The sequence below is a fragment of the Microcystis sp. M144S2 genome (genome assembly GCF_020246065.1).
GTDB classification, from domain to species: Bacteria; Cyanobacteriota; Cyanobacteriia; order Cyanobacteriales; family Microcystaceae; genus Microcystis; species Microcystis ichthyoblabe_A.
This window is the reverse complement of record NZ_JADBTR010000059.1, coordinates 1-17986: the sequence shown is the minus strand read 5'-3', so window position 1 is coordinate 17986 and position 17986 is coordinate 1. Positions and strand designations below refer to the sequence as shown.

The window sequence follows — 17986 nt, the reverse complement described above, 5'->3', positions numbered from 1 at the left end:
GCGCCGAAGCAGGGACAATAAATAAAAATAATCTCCTGACTCCTGATCGCTGACAGCTAAAAAACTGATAACTAATAACTGATAACTGATTTGTCCTATGCCTACTTTTGTCGCACAAGTTAAAAGCAGCTCTGGAAAAGTTTTCCGAGAGAAAGTTGAAGCTATGTCTCCCGATCATGCCCGAATGATGCTGAAGGCGAAATATGCTGCCGTCGGTAAAGTCAAAAAAGCGGGAGGAGAGATCGATCTTTCTAGTTTAGAGTTGATATTTGCCAGCATTTCCATCAAAGATAAAGCGGTTTTTTCCCGTCAATTTTCGGTAATGATTAATGCTGGTGTGCCGATTGTGAGATGTTTAGGAGTTTTGGCGGATCAATCCAGTAATCCCAAGATGAGAAAAGCACTACAAGCGATTAGTGCCGACGTACAGCAAGGGAGTCCGTTATCGCAAGCCATGGCCAAACATACTGAATGTTTTGATGAACTTTATGTCAGTATGATCGAAGCTGGAGAGACGGGGGGGGTACTCGATGAAGTGCTGCTCCGTCTCTCGAAACTTTTGGAAGATATGGCCCGCTTGAAAAACCAGATTAAATCAGCGATGACCTATCCGGTAGCAGTGGCAATTTTAGCGGTAATTGTGTTTTTCGGGATGACAATCTTTTTAATTCCCGTGTTTGCGAAAATTTTCACCGATTTGAAGGTGCCACTACCAGCTTTAACGCAATTTATGCTCTTTTTAAGTGGTGTGATGCGTAGTTGGTTAATTTTAATTCCGATTGTCACCATTGCTGCCACGGTTTTTTTACTGCGTCGCTATTACAAAACCCCGATAGGTCGTCTGCAAATTGACTGGTTTTTCCTTAAAATGCCCCTTTTTGGTGATTTGAATGAAAAATCGGCTGTGGCTAGATTTTGCCGGGTTTTTGGGACTCTGATGCGTTCTGGTGTCCCGATTTTGAGTTCCCTTGATATAGTTTGTAATACGGTGGGTAATCAGGTAATTGCTAATACGATCGCTGGTGCCAAGACGGAAATTCAGCAGGGGGGAATGATGAGTTTGGCCCTACAAAAAGCCAATGTTTTCCCAGCTTTGGCCATTCAAATGATTAGTATTGGTGAGGAAACGGGAGAATTAGATGCCATGATGATGAAAGTAGCGGATTTCTACGAAGATGAGGTGGAACAGGCCGTTAAAGCTTTAACCAGTATCATTGAACCCTTGATGATGGTCGGTATTGCCGGGATGGTGGGAATTATTCTTCTGTCTATGTACCTGCCTATGTTTAAAATCTTCGATGCCTTGGGATAAGTTTATCAGTGATCAGTTATCAGTGACTATTGCTGGTAGCTTGAAATCAGCCAGATTTTAATTTTCATCTCCTTTTATTTGATTAGGTGAATCTGTGTCTTAGGAAACTTTTGGTTGTTCAAAATTACCGGCCAGCTTTGGTTGATGATTCCTTGGAATTAGTCGATCAAGATTAGCCGACTCTCTGGGGTTAGAGCATAAAGGGAACAATTTACGATGGTTAAGCTCCTAAAATCAAACGCTGACGATGAAAATTAAGCAGCGAAATCTCTTGGCCAGAAACCCTTTCTAACATCTCGACGATATGATCGGGCTGCAGTAAAGTGCCATCATTGCGACAACTGCCCACATAGCACAAAACGGCTTGTTTGTCAACAGTTTTTAACTCTAATTCATATAATTGTTCTCGCAGATTAATCGTGACTTTTTTGCCGGATTTGGTGGTTTTTTCCCGTTCCATCACCGTTGCTTGCTTAATTGCCTCGATCCAATTTTGCCACTGTTGACAGTCAATTCCCTCGCTATTAAAAGTGAGCAAATACTCAGCTTTTTCTAACAAACGGGTGGCAGCAGGGGCATTTAAGGGAATTTCTTCCACCCGATAAACTGGCAAATCTGCGGGTAATTGCGCGCTTAACTGCTGTTTAAAAGTCTCTAAATCCATCACTTTTGTCAATTCAAAATCGACAATCTCACCGCTACTGGTTGCTCCCAAGGATAAGGCATTTGCGATCGAAATGCGCGGACCGGGGTGAAATCCACCGGTAAAGGAAATGGGAATAGCAGCCCGACGGACGACGCGATCAAATAAACGCACGAGATCTAAGTGGCTAACTAGGGATATTTCGCCAATTTTGCCAAACCAAACCCGAATTCTTTGGGTGCGTTCTTGATTAGGTTGAAAATGTCCGGCAAAAGCGGGAATCGGAGGCGCTTCAATGACGATATTATGACCAAAATCGACGCTACAAACGCCACAATGGGAACAACCCTCAAAAGAACAATCGGGAACCGTTGCCGCGTCTAGAGCGCGTTTTAAGTCCTCCTCTAGCCATTTTTTATCGATACCAGTATCGAGATGATCCCAGGGCAAAGGACGCTCTAAAATATCTTTGTCTGTATCGGCAAAAATATTCCATTCTCCCTGTTCTACCTGACGATATTTCCAAGTTAAACCGGATTCTTCGATCGCCTGTGACCATGCTTGATAGGCTTTTTCCGTATTATCCCACCAAGCATCCATCCCGGCTCCCAATTGCCAAGCGCGCAGCACCACTTTCCCTAAACTTCTGTCACCGCGACCGATAAAATCTTCCATGGCCGAGATGCGGACATCGGTATAATTGACTTTTACCCCTCTCATGCCTTGGAATTCCTGTCTTAATAACTCCTGTTTGCGGATAAATTCGGCCGTGGAGACGGAATGCCACTGGAAGGGGGTATGGGGTTTAGGGGTAAAATTCGAGATAGTTAGGGTAAAATCGAGGGGTTTCCGCTTTGGTAAACGACATTCCCGACGCAGCCAGCGCACCGTTTCCGCGATACCAATCACATCCACATCGGTTTCCCCCGGCAAACCGATCATAAAATAGAGTTTAACCTTATCCCAACCCTGTTCGACGGCGGTTTTTATCCCTCTGAGTAATTCTTCGTTGGTTAACCCTTTGTTAATCACATCGCGCATTCGTTGGGTTCCCGCTTCCGGTGCAAAGGTTAAACCCGATTGACGATTGCCCCCAATTATGTTAGCAATATTTTCGTCAAAGCGATCGACTCTTTGACTGGGTAAGGATAGAGATATATTCTCATTCTGGAGACGGTTTTTAATCTCCATACCCACGGCAGGTAGAGCTAGATAATCGGAGCAACTGAGAGATAATAAGGAAAATTCGTTATATCCTGTCGCTCGCATTCCTTTTTCAATCGATTCGATTACTGCTTCCGGTTGCACATCCCGCGCAGGACGGGTTAACATCCCCGGTTGACAAAAACGACATCCCCTAGTGCAACCGCGACGAATTTCCACCACTAGGCGATCATGGACTGTTTCCACGAAGGGAACTAAACCGATAGAATAGGCTGGGATAGGAGTGGCTACCCGGCGTAAAATTCTTTTCGGTACATCGTCACGATTGGGGATAACTGCACCGATTGGGGTGACATCGTAGAAACGCGGGACATATACCCCCGGAATTTGGGCTAAATCTAGTAATAGTTCTTCTTTGCTTAGATTAGCTAGTTTACCTTCTTCTAAAATTAAACCGATTTCTGGCAATAATTCTTCGCCATCACCGAGGGCGATAAAATCAAAAAAGTCGGCGTAGGGTTCGGGGTTAGAGGTGGCAGTTTGTCCCCCGGCAAAAATTAGCGGATAGTTACCCGCATCTCTTGCTCTCCAAGTCAAGGGAATTGCCGCTAGGTCGAGCATTTCTAAAATATTGGTGGCTCCTAGCTCATAACTGAGACTAAAACCCAGAATATCAAAATCTGTGAGGCAACGACGGGATTCTAGGGCAAATAAGGGGGTTTTTGTCTGTTTGAGTTTTTGGGCTAAATCCGGTGCGGGTAAATAAGTGCGATCGCAGAGTTGGCGGGGTTGAGCATTGAGGATATTGTAGAGGATAATATGGCCGAGGTTAGATGCCCCCACTTCGTACACTTCCGGATAGGTTAACACCCAACGAACCACAGCACTTGCCCATTCTTTATGTTTAGCGCCTAACTCGTTGCCCAAATAACGCGCTGGTCGAAAAATGTCGGGGGTAAGCAGTTGGTCTAAAGCAATAGTCACGGCAATCTACCTCAGATATCGTCAGCAATGGGTGCTTTTCTACTATAGCAGCCAGAATCGAGTCAGTTATCAGTTATCAGTTATCACTTATCAGAGTTCAGTTCACTGATTACTGTTTACTGTTCACTGAAAATACTTCCCACTTCCCCATCTCCCTAAAATTCCAGAGGTTATAAGATAATTAAGCGACGATGAAAGAACCGTTAATTGAATTGAGAGGAGTATCGAAAAGATTCGGGGATAATGTTATTCTCGACGGATTAGATTTAACCATTTATCGAGGGGAGGCCCTGGTAATTATCGGGCCGTCGGGAACGGGAAAATCAACGGTTTTACGGTTAATTGCGGGATTAACGGGGATAAATGCTGGAGAAATTCGTATTAAAGGTCAATTGCGTCAGGGATTGCTAGAAGATGGTCGAGAAGCGATGCGAACTTCCTTAGTTTTTCAACAAACGGCCCTGTTTGATTCTCTCACCGTCGGGGAAAATGTCGGTTTTTATCTTTATGAACAAACTAATTTAAAAAAAGCCAGAATTAGGGAATTAGTGGAAAAAAGTCTGGAAATGGTCGGTTTACAGGGAATTAGTGACCTTTATCCTTCGGAACTATCGGGGGGAATGCGTAAACGGGTGGCTTTTGCACGCGCTATTATCACTAATCCCGATAATCCGGCTGATAATCCTGAATTACTGCTGTATGATGAACCTACCGCCGGATTAGACCCGATAGCTTCCACAATTATCGAGGATCTAGTGCGGACTCTCCATGAAAAATCGGGGTCTGCGAACACTTATGTAATGGTTTCTCACCAACAAAGTACCATCCGACGCACCGCCGATCGAGTAGTATTTCTCTATCAGGGAAAAGTGCAATGGCAGGGAGTAGTGGCAGATATCGATCGTACCGATCATCCCATGATCCGGCAATTTTTTAGCGCCAGCATTGAAGGCCCGATTAGGACAATCGTTTAAGCTAGATTAAGCTAAATTAAGAACTATCGAGAATGAGAGAAAAATCATGCAGAGTTCGCGAGCTTTACGGGAAGGAAGACTGGGTTTGTTTGCCCTAGGCGGATTATTGGTCTTTGGGGCGCTCGCTATCTGGGTTCGCGGGGGGGGATTTGGTCAAAGAACCTATCAATTAATCTTCGAGTTTGCCGACGTGGAAGGGTTACAAGTCGGGGCGCCGGTGCGTTTTCGCGGGGTGAGAGTGGGAAGAATTACGAGTTTTATCCCGGGAAGTAATCAAGTGGAAGTTATTGCCGAGATCGCTTCTGCTACTTTAGTTATGCCTAGGAAGGTAACTGTTACTACCAATCTTTCCGGATTAATTGGGGAGGCAGCCATCGATATCACTCCCTTAGTTTCTTTAAGTGCTGAGGCCAAAAATCTCGACCCTCTGGGTCCCGACTGTGATCAACAGTTAATTCTCTGTAATAATACTCGTTTACAGGGGACAACAGGAACACAATTAATGTCTAGTGTTGGTCGTTTAGTTGATACTTTTACCAGTCCTGAATTTGTGGGTAATCTCAATGATGTCACCAAAAATACCGCCATAGCAGCTCAAAAAATCGCCCGTTTATCCGATGATACCTCCCAGACTATCCGTAATGCCCAAAGAGAAATCTCTCGTCTATCTTTGGAATTAGCTACCACCAGTCGCTCGGTCACTAATACGGCTAATAATGCCTCCCGTTTTGTCAATACTTTAGATAATACCGTTCAGGAAAATCGCAGTCAAATCAGCAGAACTTTTCAACAATCTTCCCAATTAGTCGCTAATCTCAATGCTGTTCTCAGCGAAAATCGGGGACAAATTGTTAATACTCTCGATAATATTAATCAAGCTAGTTTAGGTATTGGTAGTCTCGCTAATAATCTCAATAATACCGCCATGAGGTTGAATGCAGGTTTAGATGAAATTGATACTAAACAAGTCATGCAAAATATCGAGACTATTTTGAATAATGCGGTGGAAACATCGAATAATTTACGAGAAATTACTAAAACTATTAACGATCCTGCTACAATTGTCGTGCTGCAAAAAACTCTCGAATCCGCTAGGGTGACTTTTGAAAATACTCAAAAAATCACCTCCGATATCGATGAGTTAATCGGTGATCCCCAATTTCGCGAGAATTTAAGACGTTTAATCGATGGCTTAAGTAATCTGCTTTCTTCCGGGGAACAATTAGAATATAATTTGCGTATCGCTCAAACTTTAGATACCATGACTCAAGAGTTAGCTAAACAAAAAGTTTTGACCATCTCTCGACCTTTAAATCCTAAGCAAATGCAACTCTATCCCCAATTTATCGTTCAACAACCACCCACGAGTGAAAAATGACAAAACAGCACAATTCAAGCGATTTTCAGTGAACAGTAATCAGTGAACTGAAAACTCACATCTGATAACTGATAACTGATAACTGATAACTGATAATAATATGTTGAAATCAATTTGTATTACTCTTGGAACTCGTCCCGAAGCGATTAAATTAGCTCCCGTTATTCGTGCTTTTCAAGAATCGGAACAGTTTCAAACCCATGTAGTTCTGACGGGACAGCATAAAGAAATGGTAGCGCAGGTGATGGAATTATTTGCTTTAAAAGCAGATGAAAATCTCGATATTATGCAAACCCGTCAAACCTTAACTGATATTACTTGCCGCAGTTTACGCGGTTTAGAAACAGTTTTTGAGCGCATAAAACCAGATTTAATTATTGTGCAAGGTGATACTACTACCGCTTTTGCTGCTGCTTTAGCGGCTTTTTATCAACAAATTCCTATCGCCCATGTAGAGGCAGGATTAAGAACTAATGATATCTATAATCCCTATCCCGAAGAAGCTAATCGTCGCCTAATTTCTCAACTGACTACCCTACATTTTGCTCCCACTACTTTAGCCGTGGAAAATTTACAAAAATCTGGGGTGACAGGAAATATTCACCACACCGGCAATACGGTTATTGATGCTTTATTAACCGTAGCCAAAACCGCGCCAGAATGTCAAATTGCGGGCTTAAATTGGTCAGATTATCGGGTTTTATTAGCCACGGTTCACCGCCGGGAAAATTGGGGCGAACCCTTACAGGATATTATCAAAGGATTCACTTTGTTGTTAGAAAAATATGCCGATATAGCCCTATTACTACCCCTCCATCGCAATCCCACCGTCCGAGAACCAATTCAGTCCGCTTTGGGCAATCATCCCAGGGTATTTTTAACTGAACCTCTCGATTATGCCGAGTTAGTGGGCGCGATTCAACGCTGTTATTTATTATTAACTGATTCTGGAGGCATTCAAGAAGAAGCACCGAGTTTAGGAAAACCGGTTTTAGTATTGAGAGAAACCACGGAAAGACCGGAAGCAGTACAAGCGGGAACAGCGAAATTAATTGGGACTAATCCCGAGCAAATTTTAGCCGCAGCGGGAGAATTATTAGGGGATAAAATCGCCTATGATCGTATGGCTAATGCCATTAATCCTTTTGGAGATGGACAAGCATCCCAAAGAATCCTCCAAATCGTCCAAGATTTTTTGGCTTAATTTATGACTACTTGGTTGGGTATCGACCCCGGATTAGCGATTGTCGGTTGGGCTATTCTCCGGGATAATAGTGAGTTAATGCCGATTTTAGTCGATTATGGCACGATCGAAACTTCTAAAAATCTTTCTACTGCCCAGCGTTTGATCGAAATTGAACGGGATTTAAAGGAGTTAATCGCAGAATATAAACCGGGGGAAATTGCCGTGGAAATGCCCTTTTTTAACCGGCAAATCAAGGCAGCTGGTGGAGTCCTGCAAGCATTGGGAATTATCAATCTAGTTAGTTGTCGCGATGGGGGAATTGAACCGATTTTCCTCCATCAAGCTAGTTGGAAATGTCATCTGGGCCATGGTAGGGCTACTAAAGCTGAGGTGTCCGAACAAATTAAGTATTTATTCGGATTGACAAAAATGCCTATTAATGATGCCGTAGATGCTATAGCGATCGCCTACGCCGCTTTTAGTGGCGTTCGTAATCAAATCTCTTGAAGTAATTTGACGTGACAACTAAAAGCTATTTTTAAGCTTGTACTATCTTAGTTCGATGGGAACGACCGCGCCACCAAGCTAGTAGGGTACTAGCGATAAAAATACTCGAATAGGCCCCGGCTACGAAGCCAATAATTAAAGCTAGGGCAAAATATTTTAAGGTGCTGCCACCAAAGAGAAAAATCGCCACCAGAGGCAATAAAGTAGTCAGGGTGGTATTAATCGAACGAGTTAGGGTTTGACTCACCGCGTTATCGACAATTTCATCCACGGATAATTCGGGGGTATTAGCAAAATTTTCCCGCACGCGATCATAAATTACCACTGTGTCATTAACAGAAAAGCCCACAATTGTCAAGAGGGAAACCAAAAATAAACTATCCACTTCTACCCCCGCAATTAAGCCTAAAACCGCAAAGACCCCTAAAGTGATCAAAACGTCGTGCAGCAGGGCGACAATGGCAAAAAAAGCGTAATCCCGTTGAAAACGGAAGCTTAGATAGACAGCAATGCCAAAAAATGACACTAATAAAGCTAAAAATCCCGACCTAAATAATTCTTGACCGATGGTGGGACCGACGGTATCGATTTGACCGGTTTCGGGGTCAAAGGTGCCAATTTTCTCATTTAAGGTGTCGAGTAATTTTGTTCTCTGTTCTTCTGCCAGGGTTTTAGTCCGCACCGATAAAGTATATTTATCCAACACCTGCACACTACTATTACCCAATCCCTCCTCGTCTAAAATCACTTGCACTTCGGCAGTAGTTAAGGGTTTCTCACAGTTATTCTTTTTGGCACAGGCTAATTCTATCTGAATTCTCGTGCCACCAACAAAATCTAAACTCGGTCGCAAAGGCGCTTGAATAGTGAACCAAGAAATCACCATGGCCAAAATACTGCCAATTGTCAGCAGGGCCGAGACTGTCCACCAAAAATTACGCTGTTTTGTAACGTTAAATGCCATATCGATTAAGTAACAAGGAACAAAGGAGACAGGAGTAGGGATATTTTTCAGTTATCAGTAAGCAGTAATCAGTGGGGGAATAACTGGTAACTGATAACCGATTAACACTGTTAACTTAAAACTCCAATCTGATAACTGGTAACTGATAACTGATAACTGATAACTGATAACTGATTATTGGTTTACCGGTAAATTAGGGCAGAAAAGTTGCGGTTTTTGACGGACGCTGGGGACGTTTAACACGGTGATTAACAGGAGAGTACGACTACAGGTTAAAGCGGTAAACATACTCACAGCTACCCCAATGGCTAAAGTTAAAGCAAAACCCTTGACTAATCCTGAACCCAACCAAAATAGGGCAGCACAGGCGATTAAAGTAGTGACATTACTATCGAGAATACTGGAAAAAGCCCGGTAAAATCCCGACTCTACTGCCCGAAATAGGGATTTTCCGGCCCTTAATTCCTCCCGGGTACGCTCAAAAATCAGTACATTTGCATCAACTGCCATGCCGATACTGAGGATAAATCCGGCAATACCGGGTAACGTCATGGTGACTCCCACTAAGGCAAAAGCCCCCAAAGAGAGAATAGTATAGATAATCAGGGAAACATCGGCAATAATCCCGGGTAAACGGTAATAAACCGCCATGAAGATTAAAACTAACAGTAAACCCACTAAACCGGCGTAGATACTGCGACGGATGCTGTCCTGGCCTAAAGTTGCCCCGACGGTGCGAATTTCTTCCACTTTAACGGGGAAAGGTAGGGAACCACCGCGCAATTGAATCGCTAGATCGTTGGCAGTTTCGGCGGTAAAATTACCAGTGATCACAGCCCGGCCTCCAGTGATTCCCGTTTGGGCAAACTCCACACCGACCACAGGGGCGCTAATTAATTCATTATCAAGGAAAATCCCAATACTGCGACCAGTACCCGCGATCGCTTTAGTCAGTTCGGCAAATTTATTGCCCCCTTCCGAATCGAAAGTAATCGCCACTTCCCAGTTAGTGCCTTGAGTGGAACTAATAGTGGCATTTTGCAGATTTTTTCCGGTTAAGTCCACCGACTCAAATAAATTTAAAATTGCCTCTTTAGATTTTTGCAGAGATTGTTCTAGTTCGGCAATTTTAGCGGCATTTTCGGGTTTATTCTCGGCTTTAAGGGCGGCTAATTCCACTTTTTTTTGTTGAAAAATCGAGTATTCAGCCCGAAATTCTCCTTCTGTACCTTGTTTTTGCTGACGAAATTCTAATTGGGCCTGAACATTTAAGTTTCTCTCCGCTTCTTTGGGATTTGTGACCCCTGGTAGTTGCACGATTACCTGATTTTTACTGTCCACAGTCTGCACTAATGATTCAGAAACACCGAGGGCATTAACGCGATTTTCAATCACATTTTGTACGGCTTTTAAATCATTAGGTTGAATGGTTTTGACGGTTTCCGTGGGTTTAACCTGAATGGTTAATTGACTACCACCGCGCAAGTCCAAACCTAATTGTAGGGGTAACTTAATCAGGGTGATGATCGAGGCAACAACCAGGCCGATGATCAGTAACAATAACCAATTTTGTCTCTGCATAACTTCAGTATCAAAAGGAGAATTTTTTAAATGCGATCACCGACCATTTTTTGGACAGCTTCGACAATTTGATTAGGTTGAATAATCGTCAATCTTTCTAGATTACCGTTATAAGGTGTGGGGATATCTTGGGAAGATAATCTTAACACGGGGGCATCCAATTCATCGAATAACTGCTCATTAATTAAAGCAATTAACTCAGAAGCAATTCCCGCAGTTTTCATACATTCTTCCACGATAATCACCCTGTGAGTCTTGCGAATCGAAGCGGCGATCGTCTCCATATCAAAGGGTTTCAGGGAAATTAAATCGATAATTTCTGGATCATAGCCATCTTTTTCTAACTGTTTTAATGCCTGTAAACAGTGATGACGCATCCGCGAATAGGTGAGAATAGTTATATCTTCTCCCTTGCGAACGATTTCCGCTTTATCGAGGGGTAAAAGATACTCGCTATCAGGTAAATTTTCCTTGAGATTATAGAGAAGAACGTGTTCAAAGAAAAGCACGGGGTTATTATCTCTAATCGCCGATTTTAATAAACCTTTGGCATTGTAGGGAGTGGAACAAGCGACAATTTTTAGGCCAGGTACTGCGTGAAAATAGGCCTCTAAACGTTGGGAATGTTCCGCCCCTAATTGTCTCCCCACACCCCCCGGACCACGGATAACCATGGGGATTTTAAAATTACCGCCGGAGGTATAACGTAACATCCCAGCATTGTTGGCAATTTGGTTAAAGGCAAGCAGAAGAAAACCCATATTCATGCCTTCAATAATCGGACGCAATCCCGTCATGGCTGCCCCCACTGCCATGCCCGTAAAACTATTTTCAGCGATGGGAGTATCTAAAACCCTTAAATCGCCATATTTTTTGTAGAGATCTTTGGTAACTTTGTAGGAACCACCGTAATGACCCACATCTTCACCCAAAACAAATACTGTCTGGTCGCGGCCCATTTCCTCATCGATCGCCTGTCGCAAAGCATTAAATAATAGGGTTTCTGCCATATCAAGTCCCCGCTTACAATTCGGTCATCTTATCACTAAACTTATTATCTTACCCCTTTTCTGGCCCGAGGGAATAGGAAGTGGGGAAGTGGGGAGAAGGGAGAATAAATAAAAAGCTATCCCCTGACCCCTGAATACGGCTGCATCTCACATTTGCAGGAATACCGACAATCAGCAATTGTCAGTGACTCTTAGATGACGACAAATGTATCAGCAGCTGCCTGTAAGCATCCCACCGAAAAACTAATGCGCGGGGGGTTGTTTGGGGGGTAGAACCCCCCAAAAGCTGGGATTGAGCGATAAAATCGCAAGTAACGCCCAATTTGAGCAGAGAGTTTCCCTTTAAAAATCCCAACTTAGTAGATTTACAGAAATTGGCTGATGAATAAAAACAATTATGACTATAGATAATAGTCTATTCTAGTTCCCGACAATCGGCCAGCAAAGAACTAAGATCAAGATTAAGGAACCCCCTACCGTTAAAGCTGATGAAATTACCCCGTCTTGCCACTTTAATCATTGGTCTGAGCTTTATTTTCGGATTAATGTTGTGGTTAGTCAACTCTATCTATCGTCTTTACATCCAGATCGCCTTTACCGCTCCTATCTTAGCTAATATTCTGCTTTTGCTGATTATCGGACTGCTGGGTTTGCTAATATACGTTCTTTTGTACTACTTTTATCTGCTGCCCCAGCAGCAAAAAAGTCGCTGCGGATTGCGTTCTTCCTCCCGTCCACCCCTAAAATTACCAGTAGAAAAAACCGAGGCCGCCGGGGAAACCTTAAAAGCTATCCGGCAACAAGTGGAGCAAATTCAAGATAAAGTAACTCAACAGGTTTTTATTAATCGTTCCCAAGAAATTGAGCGAAGTTTAGCCAGAAAAGAAGTTAAAATCATCGTTTTCGGCACAGGATCGGCGGGAAAAACCTCCCTAATTAACGCCCTCATCGGTCAAATGGTGGGCAATGTGGAGGCAACCATGGGAACCACGGAAAAAGGGGAAACCTATAGTTTAAAAATGAAAGGTGTGAATCGGGAAATTCAAATTACCGATACCCCCGGCATTCTCGAAATTGGTGCGGCCGGAGGTCAAAGGGAACAGTTAGCGCGACAATTAGCCACGGAAGCAGATTTACTTTTATTTGTCATCGATAACGATATTCGACAATCGGAATACGGCCCTTTATTGCGTTTAATTGATATTGGTAAACGTTCTCTCTTAGTCTTTAATAAAATCGATCTCTATAGCGACGAAGATCGAGACATTATTTTAAAACAATTACGAGAACGTCTTAAAGGAGTTGTCCTTTCAGCCGATATTATTGCCGTCGCCGCTAATCCCCAACCCCTACAGTTAACCGGGGGACAAATGATCACACCAGAACCGGATATTTTAGCTTTAATTAAACGTTTAGCTTCAGTTTTACGGGCCGAAGGGGAGGATTTAGTGGCGGATAATATACTCTTACAATCCCAAAGATTGGGGGAAGAAGCTAGGAAAATTATCGATCGCCAACGTCGTCGCCAAGCTGATAAAATTATCGATCGCTATCAGTGGATCGGTGCGGGAGTGATTGCAGTGACTCCCTTGCCAGTGTTCGATCTGTTAGCAACGGCGGCGGTTAATGCTCAAATGGTCAGGGAAATTGGTCAAGTTTATGGCTGTGAAATTAACAGCGATCGAGGTAAGGAATTGGCTCTATCTTTGGGCAAAACTCTAGTTAGTTTGGGAGTAGTGAAAGGAGCGGTAGAATTATTAGCCAGAATCCTACAATTAAATTTTACTACCTATATAGTCGGTAAGGCAATTCAAGGGGTCAGTGCCGCCTATTTAACCCGCATTGCCGGCAAAAGTTTTATTGAATATTTCCGTCAGGATCAAGACTGGGGTGACGGTGGTATGACGGAAGTGGTACAAAGACAATTTCAACTTAGTCGCAAGGAAGAATTTATTAAGTCTTTTGTGGCCGATGCGATCGGTAAAGTGGTACAACCTTTTCAGGATGATTGGCAGCAAGAAGAAGTTTTAGAAGCTAGTCGCGAGGATGATTGGTAAAGATCGAACCCGGGAGCAATAGGCAAAATTGTATAGTAATTGTTACAATCGTTTTGGGGTTCCGCAAGGGCAAAAAAAAGATGCGACAGCAAGTTATCGACTGGTTAAAAGAAAACGTCAACGAACACCGTCTGCGCCATATTCTTGGTGTGGAGACCATGTGTATTGATTTAGCTCGTCATCACGATCTCGATCCCGTCCAAGCAGGGCAAGCGGGATTACTACACGATCTGGCTAAATTTTTCAAGCCCAAAAAACTGCTAAAAATGGCGGAATCGGCGGGAATAGACGTGGATAATATCTGTTTATCCCATCCCCACTTACTCCACGCCGATGTCAGTGCAGTTGTCGCCCAAAAAGAATTTAACATTACCGATGAGGAAATTCTCGAAGCGATTCGCAATCATACCCTCGGTAAACCCAATATGAGCGATCTTAGCTGTATAGTCTTTATTGCCGATGCCTTAGAACCCAATCGCGGCGATACACCCGAATTAAACGCCCTACGACAACTCAGCTATCAAAATCTCCATAAAAGCGTTCAACAAACCTGCGATTATTCCCTAAAATATCTTTTAAGTAGCCATTGTCCCATTCATCCCCGCACCGTGCTAACCCGCAACTGGGCGTTACAAATTGTTAAAGAACAACCAACAGAAACTAAAACCATTGATTAACATAATCTCAAGACTCGCTTAAAACCACCTCAGCCAAAGGATAACCACAACCTGAATGACCAATCCCACTGGAATTATTACCCCCGTCGCCGAAAATCTCAAGACCGAAAAATTTCTAGAGACAATTGTCACCGCTGCCGAGGACAAGAAAGCAGGGGACATCGCCATCCTGAAAGTCGCCGATATCTGTTATTTAACCGATTATTTTCTGATTATTACCGGCTATTCTACCACCCAAGTGCGAGCGATCGAGGATGCGATCGAAGCCGCTATGGAACTAGAATGGCAACAATCCCCCCGACAAGTGGAAGGAAAAAGCGAAGGTAGCTGGATCCTGATGGATTATGGTGATATCATTGTCCATATCTTTTTACCAAAAGAGCGAGAATTTTATAATTTAGAAGCATTTTGGGGTCATGCCCAACGTATTCCTCTACCTAGCGACCATTTAGAGGAGTAGAATCCATGAAATCCTCCCTTGATTTCTGTCCCGTCCCGGAAGAACAGCAACCGGTTAACGAGTACGAACAATTAAAAGAATCTTGGTTTTTCCGTTGGGCAACGCTAGATGTAGCCTCTTATACAAAAAAAATTGTCTGGTTATGGTTGTGGACATGGTTAATTGTCGGACCGATTGCCGCCGCTAGTTTTCCCCTTAAAAAAGCCCCTTTTCTCTTCTTCTGCGCGGGGATTTTTGGCTCGACAATTTTGGTAGGATTGGTGTTATTGCGCTTGTATCTGGGCTGGATCTACGTCTATGATCGCTTGCAATCGGAGAAAGTATTTTATGAAGAGTCGGGTTGGTACGATGGCCAAATCTGGACAAAAACCGCCGCCATTTTAACCCGTGATCGTTTAATCGTCTCCTATCAAATCCAGCCCATTCTCCGCCGTTTACAAAAAACCGCCCTGATTTTAGGGGCAATTGTCGCTATCAGTGGTCTTTTCTGGCTATTTTTCACTCACTAACCGCAACCAATCACCAATCTGAATGAATAGGGTAAAACGTTCACCAACCCACCGCTTAGAAATTCATCTCCTCCGGGAAGGCATTATTGAATCGGTTCATCATGTCGAGGCCGCTATTTGCGATGACCGCGGCCGGGTATTATCCACCGCCGGCAGCGCCGAAACTAGCGCCTTTATTCGTTCGGCCCTGAAACCTTTTCAAGCACTGGCTGTCATCAGTACCGGCACCCTCGAACGCTACGATCTCAACGATAAGGATCTAGCCATTATCTGTAGTTCTCACCAAGGCACGGTGGAACACGCCCGTCAAGTCTTTAATATTCTCTGGCGTGCCGATATCGATCCCAACGCCCTGCAATGTCCTCTCCCGGAAGGTAAACCCAGTCGCCTTCAGTACAATTGTTCTGGTAAACACGCCGGGATGTTAGCAGTGTGTCAACAGCGCGGCTGGCCGTTAAATACCTATCTGCGGCGTTCTAGTCAGATACAAAAGCTAATTTTAAGCAAAATTGCCGAATTATTAGGAATGCCGGGGGATGAATTAATCAGCGCCCACGATGACTGCGGTGCGCCCACCTATTCAATGCAGTTGGGGCAAATGGCCCATCTCTACGCCCAGTTAGCCTCTGGCAACCGTTTAGACTTAGAAAGAATCGTCCGGGCGATGACCTATCATCCCCGCATGGTAGCAGGAGAAGGGGCTTTTGATACGGAATTAATGCGGGTTAGCCAAGGGGAAATCGTCAGTAAAGCCGGGGCCGAAGGGATTCAATGTATTGGGCGCGTCGGTGAGGGTTTAGGATTAGCAATAAAAGCTTTAGATGGTTCCAAACGGGCTAAATATGCCGCCGCTTTGCAAATTCTCAAACAGTTAGGCTGGATTACTCCCAATGTGGCCGAATCTCTCTCGGAAAAATTCCTGACAATCGGCAGTTATACCCGCTTGGAAGTGGTGGGAGAAATGGCTTTGTTATAAATAGTGGGTTGACAAAAGCGTAACACATCAAAAACTTTTTTTTGGTGTGTTAGGGCAGTATTTGAATCTTGATTTTTTTCCCTAAAAACAAGGGATTACCCATTTACAATCTATAATCGCCATATATTAAGGAGAATAATTAACTATGACCGAAAATAGAGGCCCGATTCCCGTAGTTGTCAACGGTGCAGCCGGCAAAATGGGACGGGAAGTCATTAAAGCCGTTGCTCGTGCCGACGATATGATCTTAGTGGGTGCAGTGGATCGAAATCCAGCTTTTCGAGGTCAGGATGTGGGAGAAGTGGCCGGTTGTGAACCCCTAGAAGTGCCGATTCTCGACGATTTACAGAGTGTTTTAGTCCTGGCAACTCAGGAAAAAGTGCAGGGGGTGATGGTGGATTTTACCCATCCCGACGGTGTTTATGACAATACCCGCAGTGCGATCGCCTATGGAGTGCGTCCGGTGGTGGGAACTACGGGATTATCGGCGGCACAACTGCAAGATTTAGCCGAATTTGCCGAAAAAGCCAGCACTGGCTGTTTAGTTATCCCCAATTTTTCCATTGGCATGGTTTTACTACAACAGGCTGCCGTGCAAGCATCCCGCTACTTTGATCATGTAGAAATTATCGAACTGCATCACAATCAAAAAGCAGACGCACCCAGTGGCACAGCGATTAAAACCGCCGAATTACTGGCAGAATTAGGTAAAACCTTTAATCCTGCTCAAGTTTCCGAAAAAGAAACCATCCCCGGCGCTAGAGGTGGTTTAACTGCCGAGAACATCCGTATTCATAGCGTGCGTTTACCCGGTTTAATTGCCCATCAGGAAGTCATTTTCGGTTCCCCCGGGGAAATCTATACCCTTCGTCATGATACCAGCGATCGCTCCTGTTATATGCCGGGGGTTCTCCTTTCTATCCGCAAAGTTACTCAGCTGCAATCCCTCGTTTACGGTTTAGAAAAAATCCTCTAAATCGAGATATTTTAGAGGAAGGAGAGGAAAAGGGCAAAGAAGAGAAATCTCGACAAATTGCCCTAAAAATGCTATCTGCTGGCTTTCCTATCCCCAAGCTTTAGACTTAGAGATTGAACAAGTACCACAAGTCATTGAGGGACAAAATTGAGTGAAAACGGACAGTATTTTCTATCGTCTCTTTGAGACTTTTCCTGAAAGTTTCTTTGATTTGCTCAATCTTCCCCCGGAAACCGTCAATCATTATCAATTTTCCTCCCTAGAAGTTAAACAACTCGCTTTTCGTTTAGATGGGGTCTTTCTTCCCGATAACCTCAATGACCCGATTTACTTTGTTGAGGTACAATTTCAAAAAGATGAACGGTTTTACTCCCGCTTTTTTAGTGAAATATTTCTCTATTTTCATCAGAGTGAAAGTAATAACAATTGGCAAGGGGTGATCATTTATCCCCATCGGGAAATTGAAAATAGTCCCAAATCTCGTTATCCTGAGAGGGGGACAAGCGAGCTAGAAGGTAGATAGGGCAAGCGATATTGCTCTTTGTCCTTTGATGTAATCCTTCAACCGATAGCGGCTAATTTGCATTAGCTCTTCTATATTTTTTTGGAACATTTGATGTAGCTGGAG

General features: G+C 43.7%; 15 protein-coding genes and 1 pseudogene. 12 read left to right on the top strand and 4 right to left on the bottom strand.

Annotated features, from left to right (window positions below; all coding sequences use genetic code 11):
* The first annotated feature begins 97 nt into the window (after positions 1 to 97).
* A complete protein-coding gene (locus IM462_RS07685) occupies positions 98 to 1312 on the top strand; it encodes a type II secretion system F family protein (protein ID WP_287700222.1) in 1215 nt (404 codons plus the stop codon).
* 220 nt (positions 1313 to 1532) lie between these two features.
* Here the strand turns inward: IM462_RS07685 and IM462_RS07680 are convergent, their stop codons facing one another.
* Positions 1533 to 4103 (bottom strand): TIGR03960 family B12-binding radical SAM protein, encoded by a 2571-nt coding sequence (locus tag IM462_RS07680; protein ID WP_287700221.1) that lies wholly within the window; start codon positions 4101 to 4103, stop codon positions 1533 to 1535.
* A 191-nt stretch (positions 4104 to 4294) separates the two neighbouring features.
* On the opposite strand from IM462_RS07680, the gene IM462_RS07675 reads away from it, so the two are divergent.
* The 4 genes from IM462_RS07675 (at position 4295) to IM462_RS07660 (ending at position 8148) form a co-directional block, all read left to right on the top strand.
* On the top strand, positions 4295 to 5077 hold the full coding sequence (locus IM462_RS07675; RefSeq protein ID WP_002752097.1) for an ABC transporter ATP-binding protein: 783 nt from the start codon (positions 4295 to 4297) through the stop codon (positions 5075 to 5077).
* Positions 5078 to 5123: 46 nt separating this feature from the next.
* Positions 5124 to 6455, top strand: coding sequence for an MlaD family protein (locus tag IM462_RS07670; protein WP_287700220.1), 1332 nt, complete (start codon positions 5124 to 5126; stop codon positions 6453 to 6455).
* Positions 6456 to 6555: 100 nt separating this feature from the next.
* Positions 6556 to 7659 (top strand): non-hydrolyzing UDP-N-acetylglucosamine 2-epimerase, encoded by a 1104-nt coding sequence (gene wecB / locus IM462_RS07665; RefSeq protein ID WP_287700219.1) that lies wholly within the window; start codon positions 6556 to 6558, stop codon positions 7657 to 7659.
* Positions 7660 to 7662: 3 nt separating this feature from the next.
* A complete protein-coding gene (locus IM462_RS07660; RefSeq protein WP_150977987.1) occupies positions 7663 to 8148 on the top strand; it encodes a crossover junction endodeoxyribonuclease RuvC in 486 nt (161 codons plus the stop codon).
* Positions 8149 to 8179: 31 nt separating this feature from the next.
* On the opposite strand, the gene secF is transcribed toward IM462_RS07660, so the two are convergent.
* The 3 genes from secF to IM462_RS07645 form a co-directional block, all read right to left on the bottom strand.
* A complete protein-coding gene (secF, locus tag IM462_RS07655) occupies positions 8180 to 9112 on the bottom strand; it encodes a protein translocase subunit SecF (RefSeq protein WP_287700218.1) in 933 nt (310 codons plus the stop codon).
* Between the two features lie 174 nt (positions 9113 to 9286).
* Positions 9287 to 10693, bottom strand: a complete 1407-nt coding sequence (gene secD / locus IM462_RS07650; RefSeq protein ID WP_287700217.1) for a protein translocase subunit SecD — start codon at positions 10691 to 10693, stop codon at positions 9287 to 9289.
* A gap of 26 nt (positions 10694 to 10719) precedes the next feature.
* Positions 10720 to 11703, bottom strand: coding sequence for an alpha-ketoacid dehydrogenase subunit beta (locus IM462_RS07645; protein WP_002742584.1), 984 nt, complete (start codon positions 11701 to 11703; stop codon positions 10720 to 10722).
* A gap of 488 nt (positions 11704 to 12191) precedes the next feature.
* Between IM462_RS07645 and IM462_RS07640 the strand changes: the two genes are divergently transcribed.
* The 7 genes and pseudogenes from IM462_RS07640 to IM462_RS07610 form a co-directional block, all read left to right on the top strand.
* Complete coding sequence (locus tag IM462_RS07640) at positions 12192 to 13760, top strand: YcjF family protein (RefSeq protein ID WP_287700216.1); 1569 nt, start codon at positions 12192 to 12194, stop codon at positions 13758 to 13760.
* Between the two features lie 80 nt (positions 13761 to 13840).
* Entirely contained in the window at positions 13841 to 14437 is a 597-nt protein-coding gene (gene yqeK, locus IM462_RS07635; protein ID WP_004163014.1) for a bis(5'-nucleosyl)-tetraphosphatase (symmetrical) YqeK, read from the top strand.
* Positions 14438 to 14492: 55 nt separating this feature from the next.
* Positions 14493 to 14897, top strand: coding sequence for a ribosome silencing factor (rsfS, locus tag IM462_RS07630; RefSeq protein WP_002800825.1), 405 nt, complete (start codon positions 14493 to 14495; stop codon positions 14895 to 14897).
* A gap of 5 nt (positions 14898 to 14902) precedes the next feature.
* A complete protein-coding gene (locus tag IM462_RS07625; protein WP_002752122.1) occupies positions 14903 to 15406 on the top strand; it encodes a CGLD27 family protein in 504 nt (167 codons plus the stop codon).
* Positions 15407 to 15428: 22 nt separating this feature from the next.
* Positions 15429 to 16382 carry an asparaginase gene (locus tag IM462_RS07620; protein ID WP_287700215.1) on the top strand — a complete coding sequence of 318 codons (954 nt, stop codon included), beginning with the start codon at positions 15429 to 15431 and terminating at the stop codon, positions 16380 to 16382.
* Positions 16383 to 16527: 145 nt separating this feature from the next.
* Positions 16528 to 17358, top strand: a complete 831-nt coding sequence (gene dapB, locus IM462_RS07615; protein WP_046661423.1) for a 4-hydroxy-tetrahydrodipicolinate reductase — start codon at positions 16528 to 16530, stop codon at positions 17356 to 17358.
* Between the two features lie 151 nt (positions 17359 to 17509).
* Positions 17510 to 17851 (top strand): annotated as a pseudogene (locus IM462_RS07610) (Rpn family recombination-promoting nuclease/putative transposase); the annotation flags it as partial.
* Positions 17852 to 17986: the final 135 nt, after the last annotated feature.